This is a genomic window from Bradyrhizobium sp. MOS001, assembly GCF_004634465.1.
Classification (GTDB): domain Bacteria; phylum Pseudomonadota; class Alphaproteobacteria; order Rhizobiales; family Xanthobacteraceae; genus Bradyrhizobium; species Bradyrhizobium barranii.
Window position 1 is genome coordinate 30,564 of record NZ_SPVJ01000012.1, and the last position, 26,260, is coordinate 56,823.

The window sequence follows — 26,260 nt, forward strand, 5'->3', positions numbered from 1 at the left end:
TGAGCCCAGTTGCCGATATCCAATGACGGTGCCGTCATTGGCGACAAATGATCTCTCTGAGCTCACGCGCGACGCGCCTCACCGCATCGTCGCGAGCTGCACGGCCAGCGCGCAGGCGCGGTCGTATTCGTCGAGGTTGATCCACTCGTCGATCGTGTGCGCCTCGTTCTGGCCGGCACCGAAGGTCACGGTGGGAACGCCGTGGCGGACCATCCAGTTGGCATCGAGGCCGCCATTGGCGGTGCGGACGTTCGGGGTGCCGCCGACCGCGGACACCGCCTCGACCGCGCGTTTGACGACGGGGAGATTGTCCTTCATGCGGAACGGAAAATAGTCGGTCTCGGCCTTGAACTTGATCTTGCCGGACTTGCCCTGCGCGTTCGTCACCTTCTTGGCGGCCTTCTCGAACGCGGCCTTGTAGGCCTTGGTGATCTCCTTGAAGAACTTTCCGTCGTGGCTGCGGCTCTCGCCGCGCACATGGACGTAGTCGGTGACGACGTTGGTGGCATCGCCCGCCGGGCGGCCCTCGCCGCCGGTGACGGGGCCGACATTGCTGGTGCCTTGGCTCTTGCCCTTCACGACCTTGCCGAACCAGCCGCTGGACTTCACGTCTGCAAGCGCGAGCGCCATGATCATGGTCGAGGAGATGCCGCGCTCCGGTGCAACGCCGGCATGCGAGGCGCGGCCGAAGATCTCAACATTCCAGCGGTCCGCGCCGACGGCGCCGATGATGACGTTGGAGGCCGAGCCGCCGTCATAGTTGAAGGCCATCGCCGGCGAGCCGAGCTCGTCCAGCTTGACGTGGCGCGCGCCGTAGAGCCCGCTCTCCTCGCGCACGCAGAACAGCAGCGTGATCGGGGGATGATCGAGCTTCTGCTTGGCGAGCTCGGCGGCCAGCGTCACCAGCACGCCGCAGCCGCAGCGGTTGTCGCCGCCGAGCGCGGTCTTGGCCTCGTTGACGATCTTGCGGCCGGATTTCTTCGGCTTGGCGCCGGCACACAGCGGCACGGTGTCCATGTGGGTCATGAACATGATGCGCGGCTGGTTGTGCAGCGCGCCGCGGCCGGGCAGGTCGACGATGAGGTTACCGGTCTCGGTCGGCACGGGAATGCGGGTGTTGGCGTCGTCGAGCCGGATCGCCTTGGACGGCACGCCGCTCTCCTTCAGCGCAGCGGTGAGCTCACGCCCGATCGCCGCCTCCTGTCCGGTGACGCCCTCGACGGAGAGGAAGCGCATGAGGCGATCGGTGGCGGCTTTGGTATCGACAGGCATGAGATGGTCCTTTGATGCACGGTACGCGTCAGCATCCTTCGCTGCGCCGTGTTTCGCAAGGCCTCTCGGACAGTCCGGTGAGTTTTAGGGCGGGGCAGGGACGACCGCATCAAAGCCACGGCGGCTGTTGGCGGCGGCGCGCCGAACACGACGCGCCGCCGACGCTTTCGGCACAAAAATCAGTATCGCGCGACGAGCGGGGCGACAGCCGTATTGAATCGCCAATTCACGCCGAGCATGACGGTTTGCATGTTCTGCCGGACGCTCGCCGGGAAGAAGGGAGTAGCACATCCGGGACTGCTGGTGCAGTTCAGGGTGTAGCCGTTCGTTCCAAAGTCGAAATAATTGTATTCGGCCTTCAACGACAGGTTTGGCAGCAGCGCATATTCGAGGCCGGCGCCGACGACGAATCCCGTCACATCGCGCGACCCCTTGAAATCAACCGAGAAGGCGGCGAAATCGGTCTGCGTCATCTGATAATTGAAGTGAGCGAAGGCGGCGCCGCCCTTGGCGTAAAACAGCACGCGATCGAAGGCGTAGCCGATGCGGCCGGTCGCGGTGGCGACGCGATCGAGCTGGGTCGTCAGCAGGAAGCCGGCGGCGCCGCCCGGAATCAGTGTCGTGCTGGTGTCCTTCATGTCGGCCCAATCGAACTGGCCTTCGAGGCCGACCACCAGGGAGCCGACCTGATAGTCGCAGCCCCCTTGCACGCCAGCGAGCCAGCCGCTGTTGTGATCGGCATTGAATGTTTGCCCGACGATGGGCTGCTGCTCGTTGACCCCGCGGCCACCGCCGCCATTGCCGCCGACATAGCAACCGGTCCAGGAGAACGCCGGGGCCGCAGGCGCCGCCTTGTACGGCATCGACACGTCCGCCGCCATGGCCGAGGTCAACGTCGAAACGGCCAGCGCAATGGCGCTGAAAAGGGTTTTGGTGGTCATGCGAGGATCTTCCTTCAACTAACGGCAATGGCGCCTGAGGCGCATCGTGCGTGTCGGCATCGCACAGGCCAGCGACTTCATCTGGTGAGTTGTCCGACTTCGCGATCCGGTCACAATATCCGGCGAGTCATGCGGCGGCTGTAACCACCGGGTCACAGTGGAAATAACGGCCACTGCAGGTTGCGACTTTTCACAGAGGCTGGCGCGACAGGACGAATCGGGAGCATCCCCTGCGCCACGCTGTTGTACGAGGCTGCTTCACGCAGTGCGCGTATAGGCCAGGAAGATCAGCGCGCCCAGAAGAAGCGCCGCCGCCATGAACAGCAGCACCGCCGGCAGCCCCGCGAACGCCGCCACCGCGCCCGTCATCGACTGCATCAGGGCGGCGCCGAGGAAGAAGGCGAGGTTGATCGCCGCGAGCGCCTTGCCCGCGGTTTGCGCATCGACCAGCTGCCGCGACATGCCGAACAGCAGCGGCTGGGCGGAGGTCGCAAGGCCGATGAGCACGAACAGCACGAGATCATATTGCGGCGGCATCACGGGCACGCCGAACAGCATCGAGACCGCATAATGCGGCGCCCCCAGCGCCATCAGCGCCAGCAGCAGCGCGCCGACCATATGCGTGCCCGCCACCAGCTCGCGGCGGCGACTGAGCCTGCGGTCGATCATGCCGATGCACAGGGGACCTGCGATCATAGCCAGCGTGAATGCGCCGAGCTGGTTGCCGGCCTCGACCCGCGTCAGTCCCTTGATCTCCATCAGCCAAGGTCCGCCCCACAGGCCGCGCAGCACCAGCGAGGTCGCAAGCGACACCAGCGCCAGCGCGATCAGGCCACGCAGGGGGCGCGAGAGCCCGAGCCGCAGCACCTCGATCATCTGCGACAGCGGCGAGGACTCGTCCTTGTGCTCGGCCGGTTGCCTCGGCACCAGCAAGAACACGGCGAGCGCGACGAGGACGCCGCCGAGCGCCGAGATCCAGAATCCGGCGCGCCAGCCGTAATGATCGACCACGAAGGCGAGCGGGCTCGACGACAGCAGCATGCCGATATTGCCGATCGAGAGGATCGCGCCGGACCATAGCCCGAACCGCGCCGCCGACAATTGCTTGGCCGCCAGCGTCATCGGGCACATCAGCATGCCCGACGTCGCGATGCCCAGCATCACCTGCCCGACCGCAAAGCTTTCCGGCCCCGTCGCGAATCCCGACGCGATGGCGCCGATCACGGTTCCCATAAGCAGGCTCAGCGACACCGGCCGCACGCCAAAGCGATCCATCGCCGCACCGACCGGGATCTGCGCGGCGGCAAAGGCAAAGGGATAGACCGAGGTGAGGCTCGCCAGCGCCTGCGGCTCGATGTGGAAATCCGCCGCCATCAGGTCGAGGCTGACGGCGGGAATCGTGCGCAGCAAGGTCGAGAGCATGTGCCCGCAGGCGAGCGCAAGCAGCGCAAAGATCAGCGCGCGGGTGCCATCTCCCGCGTTATCAGTAGCAACCGCACTCATCAGCGTCCCGTCCCGGCGAGGGTTTCGGCCGGGTTACACGATTGGCGGGACGGTGCCAATGGGGGAGGGCCGATCCGGTGCGCGATGCTTTGTGTCTTCCGGAGCCCCGCTGATCGAGCCATGCCCCGCGTCGATGCCGCTGAAATTGCGATTCGTCGTTACGTCGCCAGTTGATGACGGGCGCTGTTCAATTCCTGCATTCCGATTTATCGAAGCACAGGTTCGATTGCTCGAGCCTGGAAAAGTCCTCTGTTGCAATGAATACGAGAAGTCCGAGCAGAACCATTGCTGCGATGTTGGAACGCATGCTGGGGCGGTTCTCGACAGTGGCGCGATGGTGTTCGAACTTCGAGAGGTCCAGCATGCGCAAGATGTTGTCGGGCCGTGCATCATCAGCCGGATCTCGGCCGCCTCCCGATCGCGTTCGAAACGGTACGACATTTCCCCGGTGGTTCGGTTGATCAGCCTTCATCCCGCGCCTCGTTCCCATCAAGCAGCGCTTGCTGAATTTCAATGATAGGGCCTGACTTGAGGCGAGCGGTCCTGAAATTCGCGATTGTTGGCGCAATTCAGCGTGATGCCGCGGTGACCTCTCACGTCTCTCCATTTCGTTTCTGTTTGTTTCTGCCTGTCCTTCGTTGGACGGCTTTGATCGAGCGACTGCGTTTTGCGACGAGCGAACATGAAAATTTGTACAGATTTTCGCACGCGATCGTCATTTTGACGCTGGGATTTTGTCCGCGATACTTCCAATCAGAGGCGGCGGTTTCACCTGCAATCAGTCGAGTCACCCGTAGGCAGGTACAAACAGTTAGAGGGCCATCAATTTGTCAACGCGACCGAAGCTCAGCGTTGCGCTGTTTGGAATCCTTGCAATAGCCGCGGTGGCCTATGGCGTGTGGTATGAGCTCCTCGGGGGCGTCAAGCCAGCCGCAGCGGCCGCCCAAAGCGCTGCCAGTCAGGCCGCGGCGAAGATTCCCGTCACCTCGTTCGTAGTGAAGAAGGCCGACTTTCCCGTGCGCGCCTACGGTCTCGGAGTCGTCTCGCCGTTCAAGACGGTGACGGTCAAGAGCCGCGTCGACGGTCAGATCATCAAGGTGTTCTTCAAACAGGGGCAGATGGTGAAGGAGGGCGATCCACTTCTGGAGATCGATCAACGCCCCTTTACCGCGGCTCTCGAGCAGGCGGTGGCGAAGAAGGCCCAGGACGAGGCCAATCTAAGGAACGACCGCTTGAACCTGGAGCGCTTTCAGAAGCTCGCGAAGCAGCAATTCGAGACCCAGCAAAATCTCGATACCCAGCAGGCCCTGGTCGATCAGATGATCGCGCAGGTGAAGGGCGACCAGGCCGCCATCGACAATGCGCAGACCAATCTCGGTTACACCTCGATCAAGGCGCCGATCAGCGGACGAACGGGTTTCCGGCTGGTTGACCCCGGCAACATCGTGCATGCCGCGGATACGACGGGGATCGTCACCATCGCCCAGCTGCAGCCGATCGCAGTGCAGTTCACGGAGCCTGAAGAGCAATTGCAGGCCATCGACAAGGCCTTTGACACCGGCGAGGTGCCGGTCGAGGCGCTGACCTCGGACGGAACCAGGACACTGTCGCAAGGCAGGCTCGTGGTCATGGACAATTCGGTGAACCAGGCCACCGGGACCATCAGCCTGAAAGCGCGCTTCGACAACAAGGACAATGCGCTGTGGCCCGGCCTGTCGGTGACCACGCGGATGCTGATCGATACGCGCAAGGACGTCATCGTCGTGCCGCAGGATGGCGTGCAGCACGGGCCGTCGGGTCTGTTCGCCTATGTGATAGGCGACAATGGCAAGGTCAGCGCGAGGCCGATCAAGGTCAGCCAGAGCGGCGATGCAAATGCCGTGGTCTCCGAAGGCCTGAACGTCGGAGACAGGATCGTGGTGGCCGGACAGTCACGCCTGTTCGATGGCGCACTGGTCGACGACAAGCCCCAGGCCGCGCCGACGGCGGATGCGAGCGCCAGCACTGCTCAGGCCAATAGCGGAACCAAGACCACCGGATCGGCTGACTGACATGGCTGGCGGTATCTCGGCTCCCTTCATTCGCCTCCCCATCGCGACGTCGCTGCTGATGGTCGGCATCGTCTTCGTCGGGATCATCGCCTATCCGCAATTGCCGGTGGCGCCGCTGCCGGAAGTCGACTTCCCCACCATCCAGGTCTCCGCCAACCTTCCCGGCGCGGATCCGGAAACGATGGCTTCTTCGGTGGCGCAACCGCTCGAATCGCAGTTTGCGCTCATTCCCGGCGTCTCGGAGATGACGTCGCAGAGCCAGACCAGCTCGACCCAGATCGTTCTGCAGTTCGATCTCTCGCGCAACATCGATGGCGCCGGCTCCGACGTGCTCGCCGCCATCAATGCCGCGAGCGGGCAATTGCCCAAGAACATGCCGACCCCGCCGACCTACAGAAAGGTCAATCCGGCCGACTCGCCCATTCTCACGCTCGGTGCCACCTCGACGACGCTGCCGATGACGCAGGTGTCCGACGAGACCTACACCAAGCTCGCGCAGGCGATCAGCCATATCAGCGGCGTCGGCCAGGTCAGTGTCGGTGGACAGCAGGCGCCGTCGATCCGTGTCCAGATCGATCCCGCCAAGCTGGTCGCCAAGGGCCTGTCGCTGGAGGATGTGCGCACCCCGCTCTCGGTGATCACCGTCAACAATCCCAAGGGAACCCTCAACGGCGACACGCGCACCTACACCGTCTATGCCAACGATCAGTTCACCAAGGCCGAGGCCTGGAACGACATCGTCATCGCCTATCGGAACGGCAGTCCCGTCCGTGTCGGCGACATCGGCCATGCCGTCAGTGCGCCGCTGGACAATACCCAGTACGGCTGGGTCGACGGCAAGCCCGGGGTGTTCCTGGTCATCTTCAAGCAGCCCGGCGCCAACGTCATCGACACCGTCGACAGCGTCATGAAGCAGCTGCCGCATCTGCAGGCCGGCATTTCGCCGGCCATCAAGGTCTCGGTGCTGTCGGACCGCACGCAGACGATCCGCGCAGCGGTGAAGGACGTGCAGTTCACGCTGCTGCTGACGATCGGCCTCGTCGTGATGGTGATCTTCGTCTTCCTGCGCAGCGTCTGGGCCACCATCATCCCGTCGATCACGGTTCCGCTCGCGCTGCTGGGCGCCTGCGCGCTGATGTGGATAGCCGGCTACAGCCTCGATAATCTGTCACTGATGGCCCTCACCATCGCGGTCGGCTTCGTGGTCGACGATGCCATCGTGATGCTGGAGAACATCACCCGCTACATCGAGGAGGGCGAGACGCCGATGGCCGCCGCGCTCAAGGGCGCCAGCGAAATCGGCTTCACGATCATCTCGATCTCCGTTTCGCTGATCGCGGTCTTGATTCCGCTATTGCTGATGAGCGGGATCATCGGCCGCCTGTTCCGCGAATTTTCGGTGACGCTCGCGATGACGATCGCCGTGTCGGCCCTGGTATCGCTGACGTTGACGCCGATGATGGCGTCGCGCTTCCTCAAATCGCACGACGAGGAGCATCACGGCAGGCTCTATATGCTCAGCGAGCGGATGTTCCAGGCCCTCGTGAACGGCTACGCGCGCGGCCTCGACCTCGTGCTGCGTTTCCGCTTCATCACCTTGATGGTGTTCTTCGCGACGATCGCGCTGACGGTCTATCTCTTCGTGATCATCCCCAAAGGGTTCTTTCCGCAGCAGGATACCGGGCTGATCACCGGAGTCGTCGAAACGTCGCAGGACGTGTCGATCGCCGATATGGCGAAGCACATGCAGGAGATCGGCGCGATCGTGCTGAAGGACCCTGCGATCGACCACATGGCGATGCGGATGGGCGGAAGCGGCAATACGCTCAACGACGGCACGATGTACATTACGTTGAAGCCGCGGGATGAACGCACCGACTCGGCCGACCAGGTCATCCGTCGTCTGCAGGTCCAGACGGCGAAGGTCCAGGGCGCGCGGCTCTATCTCCAGTCGGCGCAGGACGTTCGTGTCGGCGGCCGGGCCTCCCGGACGCAATTTCAGTTCACGCTGCAGTCGACCGACATGGACCAGCTCAACACATGGGCCCCGAAGCTGCTCGCGAAGATGAAGGAGATGCCCGAGCTTCGCGACGTCGCGTCCGACCAGCAGACGTCAGGCACCACGCTGACGCTGTCGATCGACCGCAATCAGGCCGCGCGTTTCGGGATCACGCCCGACGTGATCGACGCGACCCTGTATGACGCATTCGGGCAGCGGGAGATCGCGACATATTTCACCCAATTGTCGACCTACTATGTCGTCCTCGAGGTGCTGCCCTCGCTCCAGAAGAATCCGTCCACGCTGGAGCAGATCTACCTCCGCTCACCGACGACGGGGGGAGAGGTGCCATTGTCGGCGTTCACCAAGTGGACCACGGCTCCAGTGCGGCCGTTGGCCATCAATCACCAGGGCCAGTTTCCTGCGGTGACGATCTCCTTCAATCTCGCGCCCAACGTCGCGCTCGGCCAGGCGACGCAGGCGATCGACGCGATGGAACAGCAGATGAACGTGCCGGCCGCGATCACCTCGACTTTCGCAGGCACGGCGAAGGCATTCCAGGAGTCTCTCTCCTCTGTGCCTTTGCTGATCGTGGCGGCGCTGATCGTGGTCTATCTCATTCTCGGCGTGCTCTACGAGAGCTACATTCACCCCTTGACGATTCTGTCGACCCTGCCGTCGGCCGGTGTCGGTGCTCTGGCGACGCTCCTCATCTTCCATTTCGACTTCAGTTTGATCGGGTTGATCGGCCTCGTCCTGCTGATCGGCATCGTCAAGAAGAACGGCATCATGCTGGTCGACTTCGCGATCGCGGCGGAGCGGGATCAGGGCCTGTCGCCGGTTGAGGCCATTCGAAGGGCATGCCTTCTGCGCTTCCGTCCGATTCTGATGACCACGATGGCGGCGGTGCTCGGCGGCGTGCCGCTGATGCTCGGCCACGGCACCGGCTCGGAGCTGCGTCAACCGCTCGGCTACGCCATGGTCGGCGGTCTCTTGGTCAGCCAGGTCCTGACGCTCTTCACCACGCCGGTTGTCTATCTTTATCTGGACCGTGTCTCGCAATGGTTCAGTCCGAAACCACACGCAGGAAGCGATCCTCAGGAAGAGGACGTTGTCGACGACGGCGATCTGGACGTCGTCGAAAAGCTGGACCCGAAGAAATCAAGGGTCTTTGCGGCAGAATGACTGTTTGACATCCGCGCCGACGACGGCGAGCGCGGCGATCTGGCTCATGTATGCATGGCCAACGCGCGGCGGCTAACCATGCGCAAATTCGGACTGGTTGTACCTGATTTTCGTGATTGTCGGACCGTTTGACGATCAGCATTTCAGCTTCCGTCTGACAGTCTCCCCCTGCTTCACGCCACCGCCTGGGCAATGAAGTTGCGGACGATCTTCGAGGTCTCGCCACGCCGGAACGCCAGAGCCAAGCGCACGATTGGAGCGATCCCTTTGACCTCACGATAGGTGACGCCGGTTACATGAAGCTGGCGCATTGACGCCGGCACGAGCGAAAAGCCAAGCTCAGCTGCCACCAGGCTGACGACAGAGCTGATCTGCGGCGCGGACTGCCCGAGGGTCGGCTCGAAGCCCGCCCGCCGACAGGCCGCGATGACTGTGTCAACCCAGGCCGATCCGCGCGGCGTCAGAATGAGCGGATCCCCCTTCAGCCTGATAAGATCGATTTCAGTCGACTTCGCCACCGGATGGCTTGCGGGCAATACGACGAGCATCGGCTCGTTGGAGAGACGCCGAAACTGTAGATCGTCCTCGCCCTCATCGGGGCGCAGGAACACCGCGTCCCGCTCTCCTTCCCGAAGGCCCGCAAGGAGGCGGGATGTGCTTGCTTCCTCCAGCGTCAGATCCACATCGGGATAAGCTCGGCGAAACGATCGGATTGTCGAGGTAACAACGGGATTAAATGGTGCCGAGTTGGTAAAGCCCACCCGCAGCGAACCGATTTGACCCCGCGCAGCCCTCTGCGCGGCGCGAATGGAGCGCTCCGCCGGCCTTGTCCGACAAAGCGCTGTCAAAAAAGATTGATGGGCGAAATCGCTTGCAGCCAAGCCGAATACTAGACGATCGGTCTAATTTATGGCACCTCGGAAAAGCGCGGTGAAATCAGCTTTGGTTGGGGCTCGGTCGCTACCGAGCGCTGACTGGTTGATGAGGGAATCTTCAACAAACATCGTCCGACCATATCTTCATGGTTGGGTGGATTTCAGCATGAGAGGTCACGCATGTTTCGCAGTATCGCGCTTGGAATGATGATCACTCTCGCAATGGCTCTAACCGCGCCGGTGGCCATTGCGCAGCAAAAGCACCACGTCAGCTATGATACGCCGGCAACTCAGACGGTATACACCCAACAACACGTCATCGACGTTGGCGACATTCCGGGACATCAAGCTCGGCTCTTCGAAATTCGGCGGACCTATGGTGACGATGCCCCCCTTATCAACGGATCGAGGTTGAAGGAGCAGTGGACACGCGGCATGTCGGACTACATCGACAACAACGGTCCGGCTCTCATCTACAACGTTTGGATACTGGAGAACGGGGAGAAGTTTTTTGTCAGGACATCTCTGGTCGCTCAAAGCAGTGGAGATGGGAAACTTACGAACATGACATCGGGCGTCATTACCGGTGGCACGGGTAGCCTCGCCAGAATGCGTGGCATCATCAGCAGTCATGGCCCGTCCGAGCCGAAGGCCGGCACCAATGCAAATCAGACGGACATCGACTATTGGATGGAGTGAGAAGGCCTTCGCCATAGGCGATGGACCGGTGAAAAAGTTGCCGGTCCATCATGTCCGTTCTGATACGGCGTGTCGTGATCAAAAAATGCTCGAAACCAGCCGCTATCCCCTATGGAGAATTCTCATGCCGCACCGTCGAAACGGGCGAATTGTGATGTTCTTGTTTTGCTTGTTCAGCCTGATCTCTACGGCGCGGCCAGTGAGCGCAGAAGTTACCCGGATCGAGTTCACGTCGAAGCAGCCTTACGGCACATTTCGCGCCGGCGACTATGTGATCTGGCAGGGCAAGATCCGCGGCGACCTATCGCCGCAAGAAGCCATCCCTGGGATCAACAAGGCGCCGCGCAATGAACGCGGGCGCGTCGACTACGCGGCGAAGGTCATTCTCATGATGCCGGCGGCTCCGCGCGGGGAAAACGGCGCGTTGCTGGTAGACGTACCCAACCGCGGGCAAGTCTGGGCCGAGGCGATCTACAACTCGCCACGCGACGTGCGGTTTCTCCCGGGCACGCTGGAGCAGGGCACCGGCTTTCTTCAAGACCATGGTTTCGCGGTTGCGGAGGTATTTTGGGAGCTTGGACAGAGTGCGGACCTGCCTTCGTTCGCTGACGCCGATGGCAAGACACGGTTCGTCGAGGGAGTGGGCTTTGCGATCGTCCGCGATGCCGCGGATTTCTTCGCGCATGCAGCTTCTGACAAGGGTGGAACGCCCAACCCGCTCAAGGGAGCGATCAACCGCGTGCTCGCGAGCGGCAGGTCGCAGGATGGACGATTCCTGAAGACCTTTCTCCTGAACGGCTTCAACATGATGGGCAACCGGCGCGTCTTCGACGGAATGCATGTGTTCGTCTCGGCCGCTGGCCTTCTACCGATCCTGCAGACGGGCCTTGGACCAATGTCGAGCGCCGAGGGGGCTCCAACATTCGACAACCCGGATTTTCCCGGCGTGAATGACGGACCGCTCACGATCGGGGAGATCACGGCCAAGGTCGAGGCGCGCGGCGAGGTGCCTCCGAGGATGATACTCGTGAGCTCCACCACGGACTACTATTCGCTGCGCGCTTCGCTTGGCCGCACGGGCGCGTCCGGAACCGCGGATCAGCCACTGCCCGCCAATGTGCGGATGTACGATATCGCGGGAGGCCCGCATATACCCGCCCCCAAGGCACCGGCCTGCACACTGACGCCAGGCCGCCTCGATTGGTCGCCGCTGTCGCGGGCCCTCCTGCTGCACCTTGATGCCTGGGTAAGCCGCGGCACCAAGCCGCCCGCCAGCGAGCTGATGTCGCTTGAAGCCGCGGGCGGCGAGCCACCTGCGCTGCGCGCCCCGACTCGGCTTTCCGCCGCAGTGATACAAGTGCCAAAGCGCGATCAGGACGGCAATGCGCTCGGCGGCGTGCGGCTGCCGGATGTCGCGGTGCCGACCGGCACCAATGGCGCCCAGAACCAGCCGCAGACATTCACCTGCATGCTGATCGGGTCCTTCTCGCCATTCGCAGCGACGAAAGCGGAACGAGAGCGTACCGGTGACGCCCGCCCGTCGATCGAAGAGCGCTATCACGGCCGCGACGATTACGTGAACCGGATCCGGATCGCCGCCCAGGATCTGCTAGCGCGTGGGTTTCTGCTGCCGGAAGACGCGGCAGTGATCGTTCAGGAAGCCGCGTCGACTAACCTGTTCGCGCCCGCACCAACGAATGCCGAGCCACGTTGAGTGAGCCAAGCCGGAGCCTAGGCCTACCACCGAACTGGTGGATGGAGTGAGAGGGTTTCCGCCACCTGCAGAACGCCGCATCACGGGCAGTTTGCTTCTTCTAGACGATCGGTCTATTACGATTTGCATGAGCAAGACGCTGCCTCGCCGCCGTCGCGGGCGACCTCCTAAGGAACTTGCCGGCACCAGCGCGACCCGTGACGCGCTTGTCCGTGCAGGTGTCGTTATGCTGACGGAGAAGGGCTATTCCGCGACGGGGATCGAGGAAGTCTTGCGGAGCGTCGACGTGCCAAAGGGGTCGTTCTACCACTACTTTCCGAGCAAAGAGGCATTTGGAGCGGAGCTGATCGACAGCTACGCTGGCTACTTTTCGCGAAAGCTCGACAGCTTCTTCCTGAACGAGCAGCATTCCCCGCTCGAAAGGCTCAGAAGTTTTACCGACGATGCTACGTCCGCCATGAAGCGCTTCCGTTATGCGCGAGGCTGTTTGGTGGGCAATCTTGGGCAGGAGATGAGCGTACTTCCACAATCATTTCGCCAGCAGCTGTTCGATGTGTTCATCGACTGGCAGCAGCGCACTGCCAAGTGCTTGAGAGCTGCCCAGGCTACTGGTGCAATCTCTTCCAACCAAGATTGCGACTGGCTTGCCGAGTTCTTCTGGATCGGTTGGGAGGGCGCGGTTCTTCGCGCCAAACTCGAACGCCGTTCCGAACCGCTTCATTCCTTCTCGAAGGGCTTTTTCAAGCTCCTCGGTGAATGAGTCGTTTTTCGTGTAGATGGCCGAAGGCACAATCCACCACACTATCTCCGCGCTGTCATTTCAACCGACTTGATCAGCCGCTCGCGCTCGGCCGCGAGAGCCTGCCGATCTAGAGCATCCCGTTGAGCTGATCGATCTCATGCTCGTGGCAAACGGCGCTAAGGTTGCGATTCTTGGTTTTGCAAGTGCATCCCCGAGTTGATCTGAATAAATGTCGCCTTCTGGCCCATCGCGACCTCTTGCCTTGCCGCACGAACCTGGTCGCTATTGGGGCAACGCAGACGTAGCCTTCGCATCACGCCGCGGGGTTTATGGGCACACGGCCTAGCCCAGCTCCTGCAGCAGCTTCCGCGTCTCGCCCAGCAACGCCCGTATCGCCCTTCGTTCTGCGATCCGGTCCTGCGTGAATAGCCCATGCTTCCGCGCATTTTGATTTCCCTTCGGTGCGCCTGATCTCGCGGCGCTGCCATGCATGCGGCAGCGGGTCTTGCCGTGCACCGCCGGCGCGAGGCAGGCGCTGCCGCTGCGTGTCCTGGCGCCGCAGCGCGGACTCGCCAGCATCGCAGCCATGTTGCGGGGGTGATCGCCGCTCATGCGGTGGCACCTTGTGCGGCATCGACCAGTTCATGTTCGCCTTCGCCGGCTTCGCGAGGCGAGACCGATCCTGCTCCCATCGGCGTGTCCGCGACGCTTTGCTCCGTTACGATCATGCCCGTGTGCTGGACGGGGTGGCTCGCGATGGCTCCTGCGCCATCCTGCACCGTCAGACTCTCCACCGTGATCGCCCGCTCGCCATTGTTGCGGTACCGGTTGAGCGCCTCGACCTGGGCCGGAAAGATTCGCGCCAGCTTGGCGAGCGCGCGTGACGCGCTGTCCTGCCGCGGGATGTCGTCAGCGAAGGCGAGGCGATGGGCGCAGCGCATCGCCAGGACGTGAATGGAGACCATCTGTGCCGCCAGCATGGCCTCGATGGAGTCCCGCGGCGCGATGCTCTTCATCATCGAGATCATGAAGGCGAGATTGGCCTCGTCCGGCTTCTGCGCAGTCACGCTGGCCTTCACCAATTGCTTCAGGATGCCTTGCAACGCGTCACGGTCGACGGCACCGAGCGCGTCGGCTAGCAGCCGTTCGCCGGTTCTCGGGTCGGGATGATCGATGGCAATGCGCCGCCTGTAGAGTTTGACGCGCGGGCTCGCAGCCGGGTCGCTGCGATCGTTTGCCGCAACCGGCGGCGTGGTGTGGCGATCGGGGGATGTCGTCATGTGTCGTGTCCTTTACCGGCGCAGGTGCGCGAACGACCGCTCGCGTGCTGCGCGGCTACGAATTTTGAGATGTCGATGAGAGGCTTGCGCGCGATCGCGGCGAGTCGCCCGAGGAGCGGGCGGCCTGGACGCTGGCGATTGTTGCGATGATGCCATCATGCCGGTGTTTTGCCCGACGTGTCAAACTGCATTTCGTGGTATCCGAAGGTTCTTGTCCTGCGCAAGTCCTTGTCCTGACAGGGGCCGGCTACTGTGCATGGGGTTGTTTTCGCATTTTTTGTTTGGATGCGGCTCTCGCGTGCCGCACGACGGAATGCCGGCGTGCAAACGCGATTGCGAAATCCGGCGCGACCGCTAATCATGATCTCCAGAGGCGCCGCACCATGCAAAAGCGGCAGCGCGGGTCCGGGGAGAGAACGAATGCAACGAACGCTTCGCCTGCTGGCGATTGTCGCCGGATTGTGCGTGACGACCGAGGCTCTCGCGCAGAAATATCCGACGCGTCCGGTCAAGATCATGGTCGGCTTCAGCGCGGGCGGCCCGGTCGATGTGGTCGCGCGCATCGTCGGCGACCGGCTGAGCAACAAGCTCGGCCAACCCTTCGTGGTCGAGAACCGCGCCGGCGCCAACGGCATGATCGCAGCCGAGGGCGTGGCGCGCGCGGACGCGGACGGCTACACCATCCTCGCCTGTAACTCGTCCACGATCACGCTCAACAAGACGCTGTTCAAGGACGCCCGCTACGATCCGCAAGGCGATTTTGCGCCGCTCACCACCGTCATCTCGGCGCCGCTCGTTCTGGTGGTCAATCCCGAGAATCCCAAAACGGCCAACATCAACACCGTCGCCGATCTGGTCGCGGCGGCGAAGGCCGCGCCCGGCGCGCTCGCCTACGGCTCGGGCGGCAACGGCAACCTTGCCCATCTCGCCATGGAGCTGCTCAGCCAGAAGGCCGGCATCAAGCTGATTCACGTGCCCTATCGCGGCGGCGCGGCATCCGAGGTCGGCATCCTCGCGCAGGAGGTCCTGGCGGTGTTCGATCCCTTGTCCGCCGTCCCGCTGGTGAAGGCCGGCAAGCTGCGCGCGCTTGCGGTGTCATCGGCCGAGCGGCTGCCGGCGCTGCCTGACGTGCCGACCGTCGCGGAGGCCGGCTATCCCGGCTTCGATATCTCGTTCTGGGTCGGCTTCTTCATGCCGAAGGCCGTGCCCGCGCCGATCCGCGAGACGCTGCACCGTGAGATCGTCGCCGCCGCCAGGGATCCGGCGTTGCAGGAGCGCCTGGAGTCGCAAGGCGTCGTCAGCGTGCTCAGCCCGGCCGACTACGCCGCGAAGATCGCCAAGGAGACGACGGATCTTGCCGAGGTCGTCGCGGCCGCGAACATCAAGGCGGAGTAGGGGGCGTCACGCGAGAGGATCTGCTTGCGGTAGCGGATCAGGGCTCGCTCGATGCGAGGCGCACGGCGCGGGCCTTCGCGCCGGTCGTCTTCCTCGATGCGCCGACGGAATCCTCATTAAAGCAGCAGGGAAAACCGGCCGCGAAGCGGGCTTCGAGCTAGTCCTTGGGAAAATCCTTGCGCATCGCGATCTCGGCGGCGTCGCCGGGCGACAGCACCGTTTGCTCAAAAGCCGGCTGCGGCTTCGTCATGATGTCATAGAGCGAAATGCCCTTGATCGGCTTATCCATGAGCACGCGAACGCAGTCGGCGAGCGTGCCGTTGTAGACGAGATAGGGCGGACCCCGGTCCTTCTGTCTCTCGCCTTTCAGCGACGGCCACTTCTTCAGTTCGGCCGGCGCGTCATAGGCGATCGGCGATTCCTCTTTGAACATGCGCTTGGCCTCGGGCGGCGTGAAAAGCCCGAAAAGCCTAGGCTTGCCCGGTAAACGCTTGTTAAAGAATTAGTTCAAATCAGCCGGCAACGAAGGCGAGCAGGGTGCCGTTGGCCTTGGCCGGTGGCACGCAGATCGCGGCCCCGCTGCGCAACGCAGCCGGACCCAACGCCTTCTCGGTGGCTGCGAGATCGCCGCTGACGAGGACCAGGGCGGCGCCACCGCGCGCGGAAAGGCCGGTGAGCGGCACGCCGGGATAGCGTCTGCCGAGCTGGTCCAGCGTCAGATAGACGAAGTCGGCGCGGTCGCCGCCGGACGGCACGGCGACTGCACCGTCGGCTTCCGCCTTCGGTTCGCGGTCGATTAGGCGGCCGAGATGCGCCGCATCCTGCGCGGGCTCGGGCGTTGCGATCAGCGTCTGCCTGATCCGCTTCGCCGCATTGGCGTGCTTCATCAATTCAGGAATCCACACCGTCTCGCGGGTCTTGTGCTGGCAGGCGAAGATGCGCACGCCGCCGGGCGCCTCAGCGGTCGGCCACATGAAGGTGCGGAATTTTGCAGCCGAGATCGTGCCATCGGGCAGCGTCACCGGCCGTTCGAAATCGGTCGGGCCGATCGGCGTCAGGCCGCGCGCACGGATCTCCTCGGCGCCGGCTGCGCTGTCGATCGCCGTGAAGGCGATGCGCTCGATGCCCTCGCCGTGCCTGTCGACGAAGGCGCGGGCCGGTGCGTTGTGCTCAGTCGCCACCAGCACGCCGAGCAGCTCCATATAGTCGGGGTCGAACATGATGGTGTAGTTGCCGGTGCCCATATGCGCGCTGTGGGTGCCGCGCGGCGACAGGGTGAAACCGAGCTGCCTGTAGTTTTCGGCGGCCTTGTCGAGGTCCCGAACCATGACCACGGCGTGGTCGATACCGATGATGTTCTTGAGGGCCACTGTTCTTTCCCCGCAGCAAATGCAAATTTCGATCTGGACCGCGCCAGCGGCCGCTGGCCCTGTCTACGCCGGATAGGCGATCAAGTCATTTTCAAATCGGCGCTAGATGCGGAATTTCATTTCGCGAAATGCGGTATCGACGCGCGATGGCGTCACTGCGCCTGCTCGATATAGGCGGCGAGAATGGCGCGCTCCTCGCTGGTCATGTCGGTGATGTTGCCCGGCGGCATCGCATTGGACCACGCCGCCACGCGGCCGATCAGGCGGATGTTGCGATGGATGTGCTCGGGCGCGTCGAGCAAGATGCCTTTGGGCGCGGTCACGATGCCGGCCCAGACCGGCTCTGCCGCGTGGCACATGCTGCAACGGGACATCACGATCTCCTCGACATTGGCGCGCGTCGGCTGTGCCGACAGCGCGCCCGTCTTGACCTCGCGCGGGCCTGCGGCGGAGAGCAAGAGGATCGCAATCACGCCCAATGCGGCGACACCCCACACCCACCACGGCGATTTGTGCCCCGCGTGCCGCTCGTTGAAGAAGTGGCGGATCACGGGGCCGAGCGCCAGAATGATCGCGACGATGATCCAGTTGAAGCGCGTCGCGTAGAGCAGAGGATAGTGATTGCTGATCATCAGCACGACGACGGGCAAGGTCAGGTAGTTGTTGTGAACCGAGCGCTCCTTGCTGGCCTTGCCGAGCTTCGGATCGGGCGCCTGTCCCGCGATCAGGCTGGCCACGATCTTCTTCTGGTTCGGGATGATCAATGCGAACACGTTGGCGACCATGATGGTGCCGATGATCGCCCCAATCTGGTTGAAGGCGCCGCGCCCGCTCAGGACGTGGGTGAAGGCGTAAGTGAGCGCGACCAGGAACAGATAGCCGCCGATGGCAAAGGGCAGCTCGCGCTGCGCAAGCCCGGTGCGGCAGGCCGCCTCATAGAGCAGCCATGCCAGCGCCAGGCTGCAGAAGCTGAACAGCCCGGCCTGGATCGGTGTGAGGTCGAGAATCGACTTGTCGACCAGGAACAGGTCGGCATCGAGATAGTACACCACCACCATCAGCGCGAAGCCGGACAGCCAGGTGGTGTAGGCCTCCCATTTGAACCAGGTCAGCTCCTCCGGCATCTGGCTCGGAGCCACCAGATATTTCATGATCCGGTAGAAGCCGCCGCCATGGACCTGCCAGGCTTCGCCCTGCACGCCGTCCGGCAGGTCAGTCTTCGGCTTCAGGCTGAGATCGAGGGCGATGAAGTAGAAGGAACTGCCGATCCAGGCGATCGCCGCCACCACGTGCAGCCAGCGCAGCAGCAGGCTCGCCCATTCCGATATGATGGATCCCCACATGATCACCCCATCAATTGCGACCTGGATGCCGCAGCTTTGATGACCGCAACCGGCGGTCGCGCCCTTACAATGTGTCGCACCGATCTGCCGCATTTTCCAGTACGATGGGCCGTGGCCGATGCACATCGTGCGGGCATGAGCTGACGTGGGATTCGGCAGGTGTTTGAACTGCCGTAGAACATTTGCGGACCTATAAGCGTCGACGTTCAGGACGCGCAGGCTGGGAGGAAGACGACGTGAAAAGCAGGATTTCGTCCGCAGCAACGGCTGCGGGATTGCTGGTCGCGGTTGCTGCCAGCGCGCAGGCCGAGCCGGTTCTGCAAGGCAAGGACGCCTATGGCGATTGGCAGGCCGACAAGCCCGGCACGGTCAGGTTGATCCGGCCGCAGGACCTCGTCAGGCCCGGCGCGACACGGTCGGTTGCGAGCACCGCGCGTGTGGCGTCGCGACCGCCGGAGGCCACGCCACGTGTGCCGGCGGGTTTCAAGATCGAGCTGTTCGCCGAAGGCTTGCGCGCGCCGCGCATTGTGAGGGTCGCGCCGAACGGCGATGTCTTCGTCGCGGAGACGCGGGCCGACGCCATCCGCGTGCTGCGCGCCGGGGATGGCGGCAAGGCCGCGACCAACGAGGTGTTTGCCAGCGGATTGAGACGGCCGTTCGGCATCGCCTTCTTTCCGAACGGCGACAATCCGCAATGGGTCTATATCGCCAACACCGACAGCGTCGTCCGGTTTCCCTATCAGGCCGGCGATCTCAAGGCGCGCGGCAGGGCGGAGACGATCGTGGCAAGCCTGCCGCAGGACGGCAGCCATTCCACCCGCGACATCGTCTTCACGCCCGACAACAAGCGCATGCTGGTCTCGGTCGGCTCGCTCAGCAACGTCGCCGAGGGCATGGGGACGCCGCCGGGCGGATTGGATGGCTGGTCGAAGACGCAGCCGCTCGGCGCGGCCTGGGCCAGTGAGCTCGAGCGCGCCACCGTGATGGCATTCACGCCTGACGGCAAGGACCGGAAGATTTATGCCACCGGCATCCGCAATTGCGTCGGTCTTGCGATCGAGCCGCAGAGCGGGCTGCCCTGGTGCTCGACCAATGAGCGCGACGGGCTCGGCGACGATCTCGTGCCCGATTACGTCACCAGCGTGAAGGAGGGCGCGTTCTACGGCTGGCCGTGGTTCTATATCGGCGGCAACGAAGATCCGCGCCACGCCGGCGCGCGGCCGGATCTCAAGGACAAGGTGACGGTGCCCGACGTGCTGATCCAGCCGCACTCGGCTTCGCTCGGCATGACTTTCTATCAGGGCACGCAGTTTCCGTCCGACTATCAAGGCGATGCCTTCGCCGCTGAGCACGGCTCCTGGAACCGCTCCAAGCGCACCGGCTACAAGGTGATCCGTATCAGGATGAAGGACGGCAAGCCCACCGGCGAGTACGAGGATTTCGTCACGGGGTTTGTCGTGAGTGACACGGAGGTCTGGGGAAGGCCGGTTGGTGTCGCCGTGGCGAAGGATGGATCGCTGCTGGTGTCGGAGGACGGCAATGGCACCATCTGGCGGGCGACGCGCGCACCGCAGTGACGCTGTTTCCCTCCCCCTCCAGGGGAGGGTAAGCAGCGCGCTCGAATTACCCCCGTCTCACACTCGCGCCACCGTCCACCGGCAGCGTCACGCCCGTGATGAAATTCGCTTCGTCCGACGCCAAAAACAGCGCGGCGTTCGCGACGTCCCAGCCGGTGCCCATCTTCTTGCGCAGCGGCACCTTGCTGTCGCGCTCGGCTTCGACCTCGGCGCGGGTCTTGTGCCACTCGCGGGCGCGGGTGTCGACGGCCATCGGCGTGTTCATCAGGCCGGGCAGGATGACGTTGGCACGGATGCCGTATTCGGCGTTCTGGTAGGCGAGCTGCTCGGTGAAGGCGATCATCGCCGACTTCGTCGCCTTGTAGGCGACGTAAGGATAGGTCGTAATCGCGGCCATCGAGGAGATGTTGATGATGGCGCCGCTTCCTTGCGCGCGCATGATCGGGATCACTTCCTTCGCGGCGAGAATGCAGCTCTTCAGATTGATGGCGACGACACGGTCGAACGCCTCCTCGGTGATTTGAAGCAGCTCGGCATCGCCCCCGGACAGGCTGACGCCGACATTGTTGTGCAGCACGTCGATGCGGCCCCAGCGCGCCTGCGCGTCCACGACCATCGCCTTGATGTCCGCGGATTTGGTCACGTCGGCCTTGAAGGCCGCAGCGGTGCCTTGCTCCGCTGCGATCAGATCGACGGTTTCCTGCGCCGATTCCAGGTGGTGGTCGACGCACAGCACTTTGGCACCCTCGCGCGCGAAGGTCAGCGCGGTGGCGCGGCCGTTGCCCATGCCTTCACCGGGGCTCTGGCCGGCGCCGACGACGATCGCGACCTTGTCCTTCAAGCGCATGTCACTTCACTCCCGGGATCGGGTACTGCTGGAGTACCTCTTTGTAATACGGTTCGTTGTCGATCTTCATGGTGGCGAGCGCCCGCACCACACCACAATAGAAGGCGATGGTGAGTACGAGGTCGACCATGTGCTCGTCGGAGAGATGCTGCCTGATCTCGGCGAAGGTGGCATCCGACATCGCGAGCTGGCGCACCATCTCGCGGGCGCCTTTCAGGATCGCTTTTGCGAGCGGCTCCAGCTTCGACGGCTTGCCCTCGGTCTCCGCCATCAGGCCTGTGATGTCCTCGTCGGTGACGCCAAACTCCTTGCCGATCTTCACATGGTGGGTGAATTCGTATTCCGACTTCTCCATCCAGCCGACCTGGAGGATCGCGAGCTCTCGCAGCCGCGGGTCGAGCTTGCTCTTGAAGCGAATATAGCTGCCGATGCCGTTGAAGGCGCGCGCCATCTCCGGCGAGTTGACCAGCAGCTTGTGCAGGTTCGTGTTGCGCTTGAGCATGTCGCGATATTCGGGCGCGACCTGGTCGGCCTCGAGATAGGGTAGGCGGGCCATCCGTGTTCCTTTCAGTGTTCCTGTGATTCACGTTCCGGCGCTTGCAGCGTCACGCCGCCGTCGACCACCAACACCTGGCCGGTGATGTAGCGTGCAAAGTTGCTGAGCAGGAATTTGACGGCGTGGCCGACATCCCAGCCGGTGCCTTCGGTCTTCAGCAGCGAGGCCCTGGCGCGGTTGGCGCGGGCCCGCTCGCTCATGCCGCGGGCATAGACCATCGGCGTGTACATCGGGCCGGGGCAGATGCAGTTGACGCGGATGTTGTCGCGGCCGTGATCGACAGCCATGGCGCGCGTCAGACCGATGATGGCGGCCTTCGATGTCGTGTAGGTCGTGAGCCCGCGCGGCCGCAGCGCCGAGATCGAGGAGATATTGACGATCGCGCCGCCCTTGGCGGTCTTGATCATCGCGGGGATCGCGTGCTTGGAGAGCAGGAACATCGTCTCGACGTTGACCTGCATGACACGGCGATACTGCTCGGGTGTCTCGTCGACCACGCTGCCACGGCTGCCGATGCCGACATTGTTGTCGAGGAAATCTAGCCGGCCCCAGCGGTCGAGTGTAGCTTCGACCAGTGTCTTGCAATCGGCTTCGCTGGTGACGTCGCCGCCATGCGCCGCTGCCGTGCCACCCTCGTCCCGGATCATCTCCACGGTGCGCTCGGCGAGCTTGAGGTCGCGATCGGCCACCAGCACTTTTGCTCCGGCGCGGGCCAACAGAATTGCTGCAGCGCGGCCGTTACCGATGCCGTCGCCAGCGGCGCCACCGCCGCTGATCAGCGCCACCTTGCCGGCGAGGCCGGCATCGTCCTCGGGGCCCTGCATGTCGTTTCATCCCAATTATTTTCGTGCAGATTAGCAATCGCCCTGACAGGAGAGAAGGCCGATGGTCCCGCGCAGATGTCATTGACATCGCATGGAATTGCATGCCGCCGGGCGGCACGGCGCGCGATTAAGCGGGCATGTCGCGGAACCGTTCTGCCGAGCTTGCGTTTGTTGCGGGGGCTTTTCCGCGCTAGGCTCTCGCCTGGGGTTTCCCAATCGTCAGTGGCTTGCCGATGAATCTGCTCGATCCACAAGGGCCGGTGGCTGTCGCCAACAGCACCATCCTGGTCGATTCCGTCTTCATCATGCTCGTGATCGTGGTGCCGACCATTTTCGCGATTTTGGCCTTTGCGTTCTGGTTTCGCGCGTCCAATCCGAGAGCACGTTACCAGCCTGACTTCGTCTATTCCGGCCGCGTCGAGATGGTGGTGTGGGCGATCCCCGCGCTCACCGTGATCCTGCTCGGCGGCGTCGCCTGGATCGGCTCGCACCAGCTCGATCCCGCCGCGCCCGTGCCGGGCACCGGCAGTCCAGTCCGCATCCAGGCGGTCTCGCTCGACTGGAAATGGCTCTTCATCTATCCGGACCAGCGCATCGCCACCGTCAACACGCTGACGGTGCCGGCCGGTGCCGAGCTGAATTTCCAGCTGACGTCGTCGAGCGTGATGAACGTGTTCTTCATCCCGCAGCTCGGCAGCATGATCTACACCATGAACGGCATGGTGACGAAGCTGAACCTGCGCGCCGACAATGAGGGCAAGTTGCAGGGCCTGTCGGCGCATTTCTCCGGCGACGGCTTTCCCGACATGATGTTCGACGTCAACGTGATCTCGCCGCTCGCCTTCCCAGACTGGGTCGCGACCACGGCGAAGACCGATGCCGTGCTGAACGAGGACAGCTACAAGAAGCTGATGCAGCAGGGCATCGAGAAGAACAGGCTGACCTTTCGCCTGGCGGATCCCCGTCTGTTCGACCTGATCGCAACCCAGCACATTCCGCCAGGGCCCGGCCCGGAGCTGCTCTCCGATGCCGGCAGGCCGCACAGTGGAGGCCACGATGCTCGGTAAGCTCGATTGGTCGGCGATCCCGTTCGACCAGCCGATACCCCTCATTGCGGGTGCCGTGGTGCTGGTCGCGATCCTCGGCGTGCTGATCTGGGTCGTCGTTAAGGGACATCTGCCGTATCTCTGGCACGAGTGGATCACCAGCGTCGACCACAAGCGCATTGGCGTCATGTATATCCTGCTGGCCTCGGTCATGCTGCTGCGCGGCGGCAGCGACGCCATCATGATGCGGCTCCAGCAGGCGGTCGCTTACCAGTCACAAGGCTATCTCCCGCCGGAGCACTACAACCAGATCTTCTCGGCGCACGGCACCATCATGATCTTCTTCACGGCGATGCCGTTCGTGATCGGGCTGATGAACCTGATCGTGCCGCTTCAACTCGGTGTGCGCGACGTTGCTTTCCCAACGCTGAATTCGGTCGGCTTCTGGCTGACAGCGACCGGCGCTCTGCTGGTCAATATCTCGCTCGTGGTCGGCGAGTTCGCGCGCACCGGCTGGCTGGCTTTTCCGCCGCTGTCGGAACTGTCCTATTCGCCGGGCGTCGGCGTCGACTACTACGCCTGGTCTCTCCAGATCTCCGGCGTCGGCACCCTGGTCGCCGGCATCAATCTCGTGACCACCGTGCTGAAGCTGCGCACCAAGGGAATGAACTATCTGCGCATGCCGATGTTCTGCTGGACCACGCTGGCCTCCAACCTGCTCATCGTCGCCGCCTTTCCGATCCTCACCGCCACGCTCGCGATGCTGCTGCTCGACCGTTACCTCGGCTTCCACTTCTTCACCAATGAAGCCGGCGGCAACGTCATGATGTTCATGAACCTGATCTGGGCCTGGGGGCACCCGGAGGTCTATATCCTCGTATTGCCGGCCTTCGGCATCTTCTCCGAGGTGGTGTCGACCTTCTCGGGCAAGGCGCTGTTCGGCTACCGCTCGATGGTGCTCGCGACCATGGCGATCTGCGTCATCTCCTTCATGGTCTGGCTGCACCATTTCTTCACGATGGGCGCTGGCCCCGACGTCAACGCCATCTTCGGCATCGCCAGCATGATCATTGCGATACCGACGGGGGTGAAGATCTACAATTGGCTTTTCACGATGTATGGCGGCCGCATCCGCTTTGCGACGCCGATGCTGTGGGCGGTCGGCTTCATGGTCACCTTCATCATCGGCGGATTGACGGGCGTGCTGGTCGCGGTGCCCCCGGCCGACTTCATGCTCCACAACAGCATGTTCCTGGTGGCGCACTTCCATAACGTCATCATCGGCGGCGTGCTGTTCGGCGCCTTCGCCGGCTTCGAATACTGGTTCCCGAAGGCGTTCGGCTTTCGTCTCGACGAGCGCTGGGGCAAGGCCGCGTTCTGGTTCACGTTCCTCGGCTTCTACGTCACCTTCATTCCGCTCTATATCGCCGGCATGCTCGGCATGACCCGGCGCATGCAGCACTACGACGTCGCGGCCTGGCGGCCATGGATGTTCGTGGCGGCCGCCGGCATGGCGGTGCTGACGATCGGCGTGATCTGCCAGATCGTGCAGCTCGTGGTCAGCATCCGCAACCGCGAGGCCCTGCGCGACCGCACCGGCGATCCCTGGGACGGGCGCTCGCTGGAATGGGCGACCTCGTCGCCGCCGCCCGTGTTCAACTTCGCCTTCTATCCGGATGTGCGCGGCGAGGATGCTTATTGGGATCAGAAGGCCCATGCCAAGCAGCAGCAGCTCGAGCATGATCGGCCGGAGTATCAGGATATCGAGATGCCCAGGAATTCACCGACCGGTTTCATCTGCGCGTTCTTCGCCACCATCATGGGCTTCGCGCTGATCTGGCACATCTGGTGGATGGTGATCCTGGGCGGCATCGGCGCATTCGCGACCTTCGTCGTGTTCGCCTGGCGCGATCATGACGAATACGTCATTCCGGCCGACGAGGTCGCAGCGATCGATCGTATCAATCTCGAGGAACGGCGCAGCCTCGTCAGCATGGCGGGAGCGCTCTGATGTCGATGACGGCGACAGCCGGCCGCGCGCATGCCGACCCCCACCACATCGGGCTCGTCGTCGAGCATCCAGGCCCGGCATCGAAGCGCATCGTGACCGCCTACGGCTTCTGGGTCTTCCTGCTCTCCGATATCGTAATGTTCTCCTGCTTCTTCGCGGCCTATGCGGTGCTGTCCGGCCAGACCGCGGGTGGCCCCAGCGGCTCGGAGATCTTCGAGCAGCGCAACGTCGCGATCGAGACGGTCTGCCTGCTGCTGTCGAGCTTCACCTGCGGCATGGCCAGCATTGCCGCCGACGTGCGCAACCGGTTCTGGTTCTATCTCGGCATGACCGTGACCTGCGTGCTCGGACTGATCTTTCTCACCATCGAGTTCCGCGAGTTCGCCGACCTCGTTGCACGCGGCTATGGCCCGTCGCGCAGTGCGTTCCTGACGTCGTTCTTCTCGCTGGTGGGCTGCCACGGCCTGCACGTCTCGGCCGGCATATTGTGGCTGCTCACCATGATGGCCCAGGTCTTTGCAAAAGGCTTTCGCGCCGACGTCCTGCGCCGGATGATGTGCTTTGCGCTGTTCTGGCATGCGCTCGACATCGTCTGGGTCGGGGTCTTCTCCGTCGTCTACCTGCTTGGGAGTGCCGTATGAGCGATCAGACGCATGTGCGGACCGGACACGATCTCGCACCGGGCGAGGAAGAGCAACACAGCGTCGGCGAGCGGGTGCTCGGCTACGTCGTTGGTCTCGGCCTCGCGCTGCTGCTCACGGCAACGTCATTCTTCATCGCCGGAACCGACCTGGTCTGGCAGCCATCCATCCCCGTCGCTCTGATCGTGCTGGCGATCGCGCAGATGGGCGTGCACCTCGTGTTCTTCCTGCACATCACGACGGGGCCTGACAACACCAACAACGTGCTGGCGCTCGCCTTCGGCCTTCTGGTCGTCTTCCTGGTCGTCGGCGGCACCGTCTGGATCATGGGGCATCTCAATGCGAACATGCCGCCGATGGACCAGATCATGCCGATGCGGAAATAGGGC

The 26,260-nt window shown here is 63.3% G+C and carries 24 protein-coding genes; 11 read left to right on the forward strand and 13 right to left on the reverse strand.

What is annotated here, in order from left to right; translation table 11 throughout:
- Nucleotides 1–78 precede the first annotated feature (78 nt).
- From CT676_RS17755 to CT676_RS17770, 4 genes are all read right to left on the reverse strand, one after another.
- Nucleotides 79–1,272 carry a M20/M25/M40 family metallo-hydrolase gene (locus tag CT676_RS17755; protein ID WP_085404521.1) on the reverse strand — a complete coding sequence of 398 codons (1,194 nt, stop codon included), beginning with the start codon at nt 1,270–1,272 and terminating at the stop codon, nt 79–81.
- A gap of 179 nt (nt 1,273–1,451) precedes the next feature.
- Nucleotides 1,452–2,213, reverse strand: a complete 762-nt coding sequence (locus CT676_RS17760) for an outer membrane beta-barrel protein (protein WP_085404520.1) — start codon at nt 2,211–2,213, stop codon at nt 1,452–1,454.
- Between the two features lie 258 nt (nt 2,214–2,471).
- Nucleotides 2,472–3,716: an MFS transporter gene (locus tag CT676_RS17765; protein ID WP_085404519.1), complete on the reverse strand. Its 1,245-nt coding sequence runs from the start codon at nt 3,714–3,716 to the stop codon at nt 2,472–2,474.
- A 187-nt stretch (nt 3,717–3,903) separates the two neighbouring features.
- The gene (locus tag CT676_RS17770; protein ID WP_135215062.1) at nt 3,904–4,188 is read right to left on the reverse strand and encodes a hypothetical protein; all 285 of its coding nucleotides are present in this window, start codon (nt 4,186–4,188) and stop codon (nt 3,904–3,906) included.
- A 355-nt stretch (nt 4,189–4,543) separates the two neighbouring features.
- Between CT676_RS17770 and CT676_RS17775 the strand changes: the two genes are divergently transcribed.
- Both CT676_RS17775 and CT676_RS17780 read left to right on the forward strand, forming a co-directional pair.
- On the forward strand, nt 4,544–5,767 hold the full coding sequence (locus CT676_RS17775; protein WP_085404518.1) for an efflux RND transporter periplasmic adaptor subunit: 1,224 nt from the start codon (nt 4,544–4,546) through the stop codon (nt 5,765–5,767).
- 1 nt (nt 5,768) lies between these two features.
- The gene (locus CT676_RS17780) at nt 5,769–8,951 is read left to right on the forward strand and encodes an efflux RND transporter permease subunit (RefSeq protein WP_085404517.1); all 3,183 of its coding nucleotides are present in this window, start codon (nt 5,769–5,771) and stop codon (nt 8,949–8,951) included.
- A gap of 173 nt (nt 8,952–9,124) precedes the next feature.
- Here the strand turns inward: CT676_RS17780 and CT676_RS17785 are convergent, their stop codons facing one another.
- Nucleotides 9,125–9,832: a LysR substrate-binding domain-containing protein gene (locus CT676_RS17785; RefSeq protein WP_085404516.1), complete on the reverse strand. Its 708-nt coding sequence runs from the start codon at nt 9,830–9,832 to the stop codon at nt 9,125–9,127.
- A gap of 174 nt (nt 9,833–10,006) precedes the next feature.
- Here CT676_RS17785 and CT676_RS17790 point away from each other — a divergent pair, with 174 nt between their 5' ends.
- From CT676_RS17790 to CT676_RS17800, 3 genes are all read left to right on the forward strand, one after another.
- The gene (locus CT676_RS17790; RefSeq protein ID WP_085404515.1) at nt 10,007–10,525 is read left to right on the forward strand and encodes a hypothetical protein; all 519 of its coding nucleotides are present in this window, start codon (nt 10,007–10,009) and stop codon (nt 10,523–10,525) included.
- A gap of 28 nt (nt 10,526–10,553) precedes the next feature.
- Nucleotides 10,554–12,239, forward strand: a complete 1,686-nt coding sequence (locus CT676_RS17795; protein WP_135215063.1) for an alpha/beta hydrolase domain-containing protein — start codon at nt 10,554–10,556, stop codon at nt 12,237–12,239.
- Between the two features lie 127 nt (nt 12,240–12,366).
- Entirely contained in the window at nt 12,367–12,999 is a 633-nt protein-coding gene (locus tag CT676_RS17800; protein WP_085404513.1) for a TetR/AcrR family transcriptional regulator, read from the forward strand.
- A gap of 324 nt (nt 13,000–13,323) precedes the next feature.
- Here CT676_RS17800 and CT676_RS17805 read toward each other — a convergent pair whose 3' ends face one another.
- Together CT676_RS17805 and CT676_RS17810 are read right to left on the reverse strand one after the other, a co-directional pair.
- A complete protein-coding gene (locus CT676_RS17805) occupies nt 13,324–13,593 on the reverse strand; it encodes an HGGxSTG domain-containing protein (protein ID WP_085404512.1) in 270 nt (89 codons plus the stop codon).
- Complete coding sequence (locus CT676_RS17810) at nt 13,590–14,261, reverse strand: hypothetical protein (RefSeq protein WP_085404511.1); 672 nt, start codon at nt 14,259–14,261, stop codon at nt 13,590–13,592. Before CT676_RS17810 ends, CT676_RS17805 begins: the two co-directional genes overlap by 4 nt.
- Before the next feature lie 420 nt (nt 14,262–14,681).
- Between CT676_RS17810 and CT676_RS17815 the strand changes: the two genes are divergently transcribed.
- Nucleotides 14,682–15,656 (forward strand): tripartite tricarboxylate transporter substrate binding protein, encoded by a 975-nt coding sequence (locus CT676_RS17815; RefSeq protein WP_085404510.1) that lies wholly within the window; start codon nt 14,682–14,684, stop codon nt 15,654–15,656.
- 157 nt (nt 15,657–15,813) lie between these two features.
- Here CT676_RS17815 and CT676_RS17820 read toward each other — a convergent pair whose 3' ends face one another.
- The 3 genes from CT676_RS17820 to CT676_RS17830 form a co-directional block, all read right to left on the reverse strand.
- Nucleotides 15,814–16,089 carry a hypothetical protein gene (locus tag CT676_RS17820; RefSeq protein WP_085404509.1) on the reverse strand — a complete coding sequence of 92 codons (276 nt, stop codon included), beginning with the start codon at nt 16,087–16,089 and terminating at the stop codon, nt 15,814–15,816.
- A gap of 79 nt (nt 16,090–16,168) precedes the next feature.
- Entirely contained in the window at nt 16,169–17,026 is an 858-nt protein-coding gene (locus tag CT676_RS17825) for a VOC family protein (protein ID WP_085404508.1), read from the reverse strand.
- A gap of 152 nt (nt 17,027–17,178) precedes the next feature.
- On the reverse strand, nt 17,179–18,369 hold the full coding sequence (locus tag CT676_RS17830) for a urate hydroxylase PuuD (RefSeq protein ID WP_085404562.1): 1,191 nt from the start codon (nt 18,367–18,369) through the stop codon (nt 17,179–17,181).
- A 236-nt stretch (nt 18,370–18,605) separates the two neighbouring features.
- On the opposite strand from CT676_RS17830, the gene CT676_RS17835 reads away from it, so the two are divergent.
- Nucleotides 18,606–19,946 carry a sorbosone dehydrogenase family protein gene (locus tag CT676_RS17835; RefSeq protein ID WP_063984870.1) on the forward strand — a complete coding sequence of 447 codons (1,341 nt, stop codon included), beginning with the start codon at nt 18,606–18,608 and terminating at the stop codon, nt 19,944–19,946.
- A 46-nt stretch (nt 19,947–19,992) separates the two neighbouring features.
- On the opposite strand, the gene CT676_RS17840 is transcribed toward CT676_RS17835, so the two are convergent.
- The 3 genes from CT676_RS17840 to CT676_RS17850 are packed head-to-tail and all read right to left on the reverse strand — an operon-like array spanning nt 19,993 to nt 22,173.
- Nucleotides 19,993–20,793, reverse strand: a complete 801-nt coding sequence (locus tag CT676_RS17840) for an SDR family NAD(P)-dependent oxidoreductase (RefSeq protein WP_085404507.1) — start codon at nt 20,791–20,793, stop codon at nt 19,993–19,995.
- Nucleotide 20,794: 1 nt separating this feature from the next.
- Nucleotides 20,795–21,349, reverse strand: coding sequence for a carboxymuconolactone decarboxylase family protein (locus tag CT676_RS17845; RefSeq protein WP_085404506.1), 555 nt, complete (start codon nt 21,347–21,349; stop codon nt 20,795–20,797).
- Between the two features lie 11 nt (nt 21,350–21,360).
- Nucleotides 21,361–22,173, reverse strand: a complete 813-nt coding sequence (locus CT676_RS17850; RefSeq protein ID WP_085404505.1) for an SDR family oxidoreductase — start codon at nt 22,171–22,173, stop codon at nt 21,361–21,363.
- Between the two features lie 233 nt (nt 22,174–22,406).
- Between CT676_RS17850 and CT676_RS17855 the strand changes: the two genes are divergently transcribed.
- Genes CT676_RS17855 through cyoD form a run of 4 tightly spaced genes read left to right on the forward strand, consistent with a single transcriptional unit; the run spans nt 22,407 to nt 26,257 of the window.
- Nucleotides 22,407–23,240: a cytochrome ubiquinol oxidase subunit II gene (locus CT676_RS17855; protein WP_085404504.1), complete on the forward strand. Its 834-nt coding sequence runs from the start codon at nt 22,407–22,409 to the stop codon at nt 23,238–23,240.
- Complete coding sequence (cyoB, locus tag CT676_RS17860) at nt 23,230–25,230, forward strand: cytochrome o ubiquinol oxidase subunit I (protein WP_085404561.1); 2,001 nt, start codon at nt 23,230–23,232, stop codon at nt 25,228–25,230. The genes CT676_RS17855 and cyoB overlap by 11 nt, the downstream gene beginning before the upstream one ends.
- The gene (locus CT676_RS17865; protein WP_028150138.1) at nt 25,230–25,871 is read left to right on the forward strand and encodes a cytochrome (ubi)quinol oxidase subunit III; all 642 of its coding nucleotides are present in this window, start codon (nt 25,230–25,232) and stop codon (nt 25,869–25,871) included. The genes cyoB and CT676_RS17865 overlap by 1 nt, the downstream gene beginning before the upstream one ends.
- Nucleotides 25,868–26,257: a cytochrome o ubiquinol oxidase subunit IV gene (gene cyoD, locus CT676_RS17870; protein ID WP_028150137.1), complete on the forward strand. Its 390-nt coding sequence runs from the start codon at nt 25,868–25,870 to the stop codon at nt 26,255–26,257. Before CT676_RS17865 ends, cyoD begins: the two co-directional genes overlap by 4 nt.
- Nucleotides 26,258–26,260: the final 3 nt, after the last annotated feature.

What these genes read in the sequence shown, in the direction of transcription:
- CT676_RS17850 (WP_085404505.1), bottom strand. Translation starts at nt 22,173, where the DNA reads ATGCAGGGCCCCGAGGACGATGCCGGCCTCGCCGGCAAGGTGGCGCTG.
- CT676_RS17810 (WP_085404511.1), bottom strand. Translation starts at nt 14,261, where the DNA reads ATGACGACATCCCCCGATCGCCACACCACGCCGCCGGTTGCGGCAAAC.
- cyoD (WP_028150137.1), top strand. Translation starts at nt 25,868, where the DNA reads ATGAGCGATCAGACGCATGTGCGGACCGGACACGATCTCGCACCGGGC.
- CT676_RS17840 (WP_085404507.1), bottom strand. Translation starts at nt 20,793, where the DNA reads ATGCGCTTGAAGGACAAGGTCGCGATCGTCGTCGGCGCCGGCCAGAGC.
- CT676_RS17865 (WP_028150138.1), top strand. Translation starts at nt 25,230, where the DNA reads ATGTCGATGACGGCGACAGCCGGCCGCGCGCATGCCGACCCCCACCAC.
- CT676_RS17765 (WP_085404519.1), bottom strand. Translation starts at nt 3,716, where the DNA reads ATGAGTGCGGTTGCTACTGATAACGCGGGAGATGGCACCCGCGCGCTG.
- CT676_RS17820 (WP_085404509.1), bottom strand. Translation starts at nt 16,089, where the DNA reads ATGTTCAAAGAGGAATCGCCGATCGCCTATGACGCGCCGGCCGAACTG.
- cyoB (WP_085404561.1), top strand. Translation starts at nt 23,230, where the DNA reads ATGCTCGGTAAGCTCGATTGGTCGGCGATCCCGTTCGACCAGCCGATA.
- CT676_RS17800 (WP_085404513.1), top strand. Translation starts at nt 12,367, where the DNA reads ATGAGCAAGACGCTGCCTCGCCGCCGTCGCGGGCGACCTCCTAAGGAA.
- CT676_RS17805 (WP_085404512.1), bottom strand. Translation starts at nt 13,593, where the DNA reads ATGAGCGGCGATCACCCCCGCAACATGGCTGCGATGCTGGCGAGTCCG.
- CT676_RS17760 (WP_085404520.1), bottom strand. Translation starts at nt 2,213, where the DNA reads ATGACCACCAAAACCCTTTTCAGCGCCATTGCGCTGGCCGTTTCGACG.
- CT676_RS17855 (WP_085404504.1), top strand. Translation starts at nt 22,407, where the DNA reads ATGAATCTGCTCGATCCACAAGGGCCGGTGGCTGTCGCCAACAGCACC.
- CT676_RS17845 (WP_085404506.1), bottom strand. Translation starts at nt 21,349, where the DNA reads ATGGCCCGCCTACCCTATCTCGAGGCCGACCAGGTCGCGCCCGAATAT.
- CT676_RS17790 (WP_085404515.1), top strand. Translation starts at nt 10,007, where the DNA reads ATGTTTCGCAGTATCGCGCTTGGAATGATGATCACTCTCGCAATGGCT.
- CT676_RS17755 (WP_085404521.1), bottom strand. Translation starts at nt 1,272, where the DNA reads ATGCCTGTCGATACCAAAGCCGCCACCGATCGCCTCATGCGCTTCCTC.
- CT676_RS17815 (WP_085404510.1), top strand. Translation starts at nt 14,682, where the DNA reads ATGCAACGAACGCTTCGCCTGCTGGCGATTGTCGCCGGATTGTGCGTG.
- CT676_RS17780 (WP_085404517.1), top strand. Translation starts at nt 5,769, where the DNA reads ATGGCTGGCGGTATCTCGGCTCCCTTCATTCGCCTCCCCATCGCGACG.
- CT676_RS17770 (WP_135215062.1), bottom strand. Translation starts at nt 4,188, where the DNA reads ATGAAGGCTGATCAACCGAACCACCGGGGAAATGTCGTACCGTTTCGA.
- CT676_RS17830 (WP_085404562.1), bottom strand. Translation starts at nt 18,369, where the DNA reads ATGTGGGGATCCATCATATCGGAATGGGCGAGCCTGCTGCTGCGCTGG.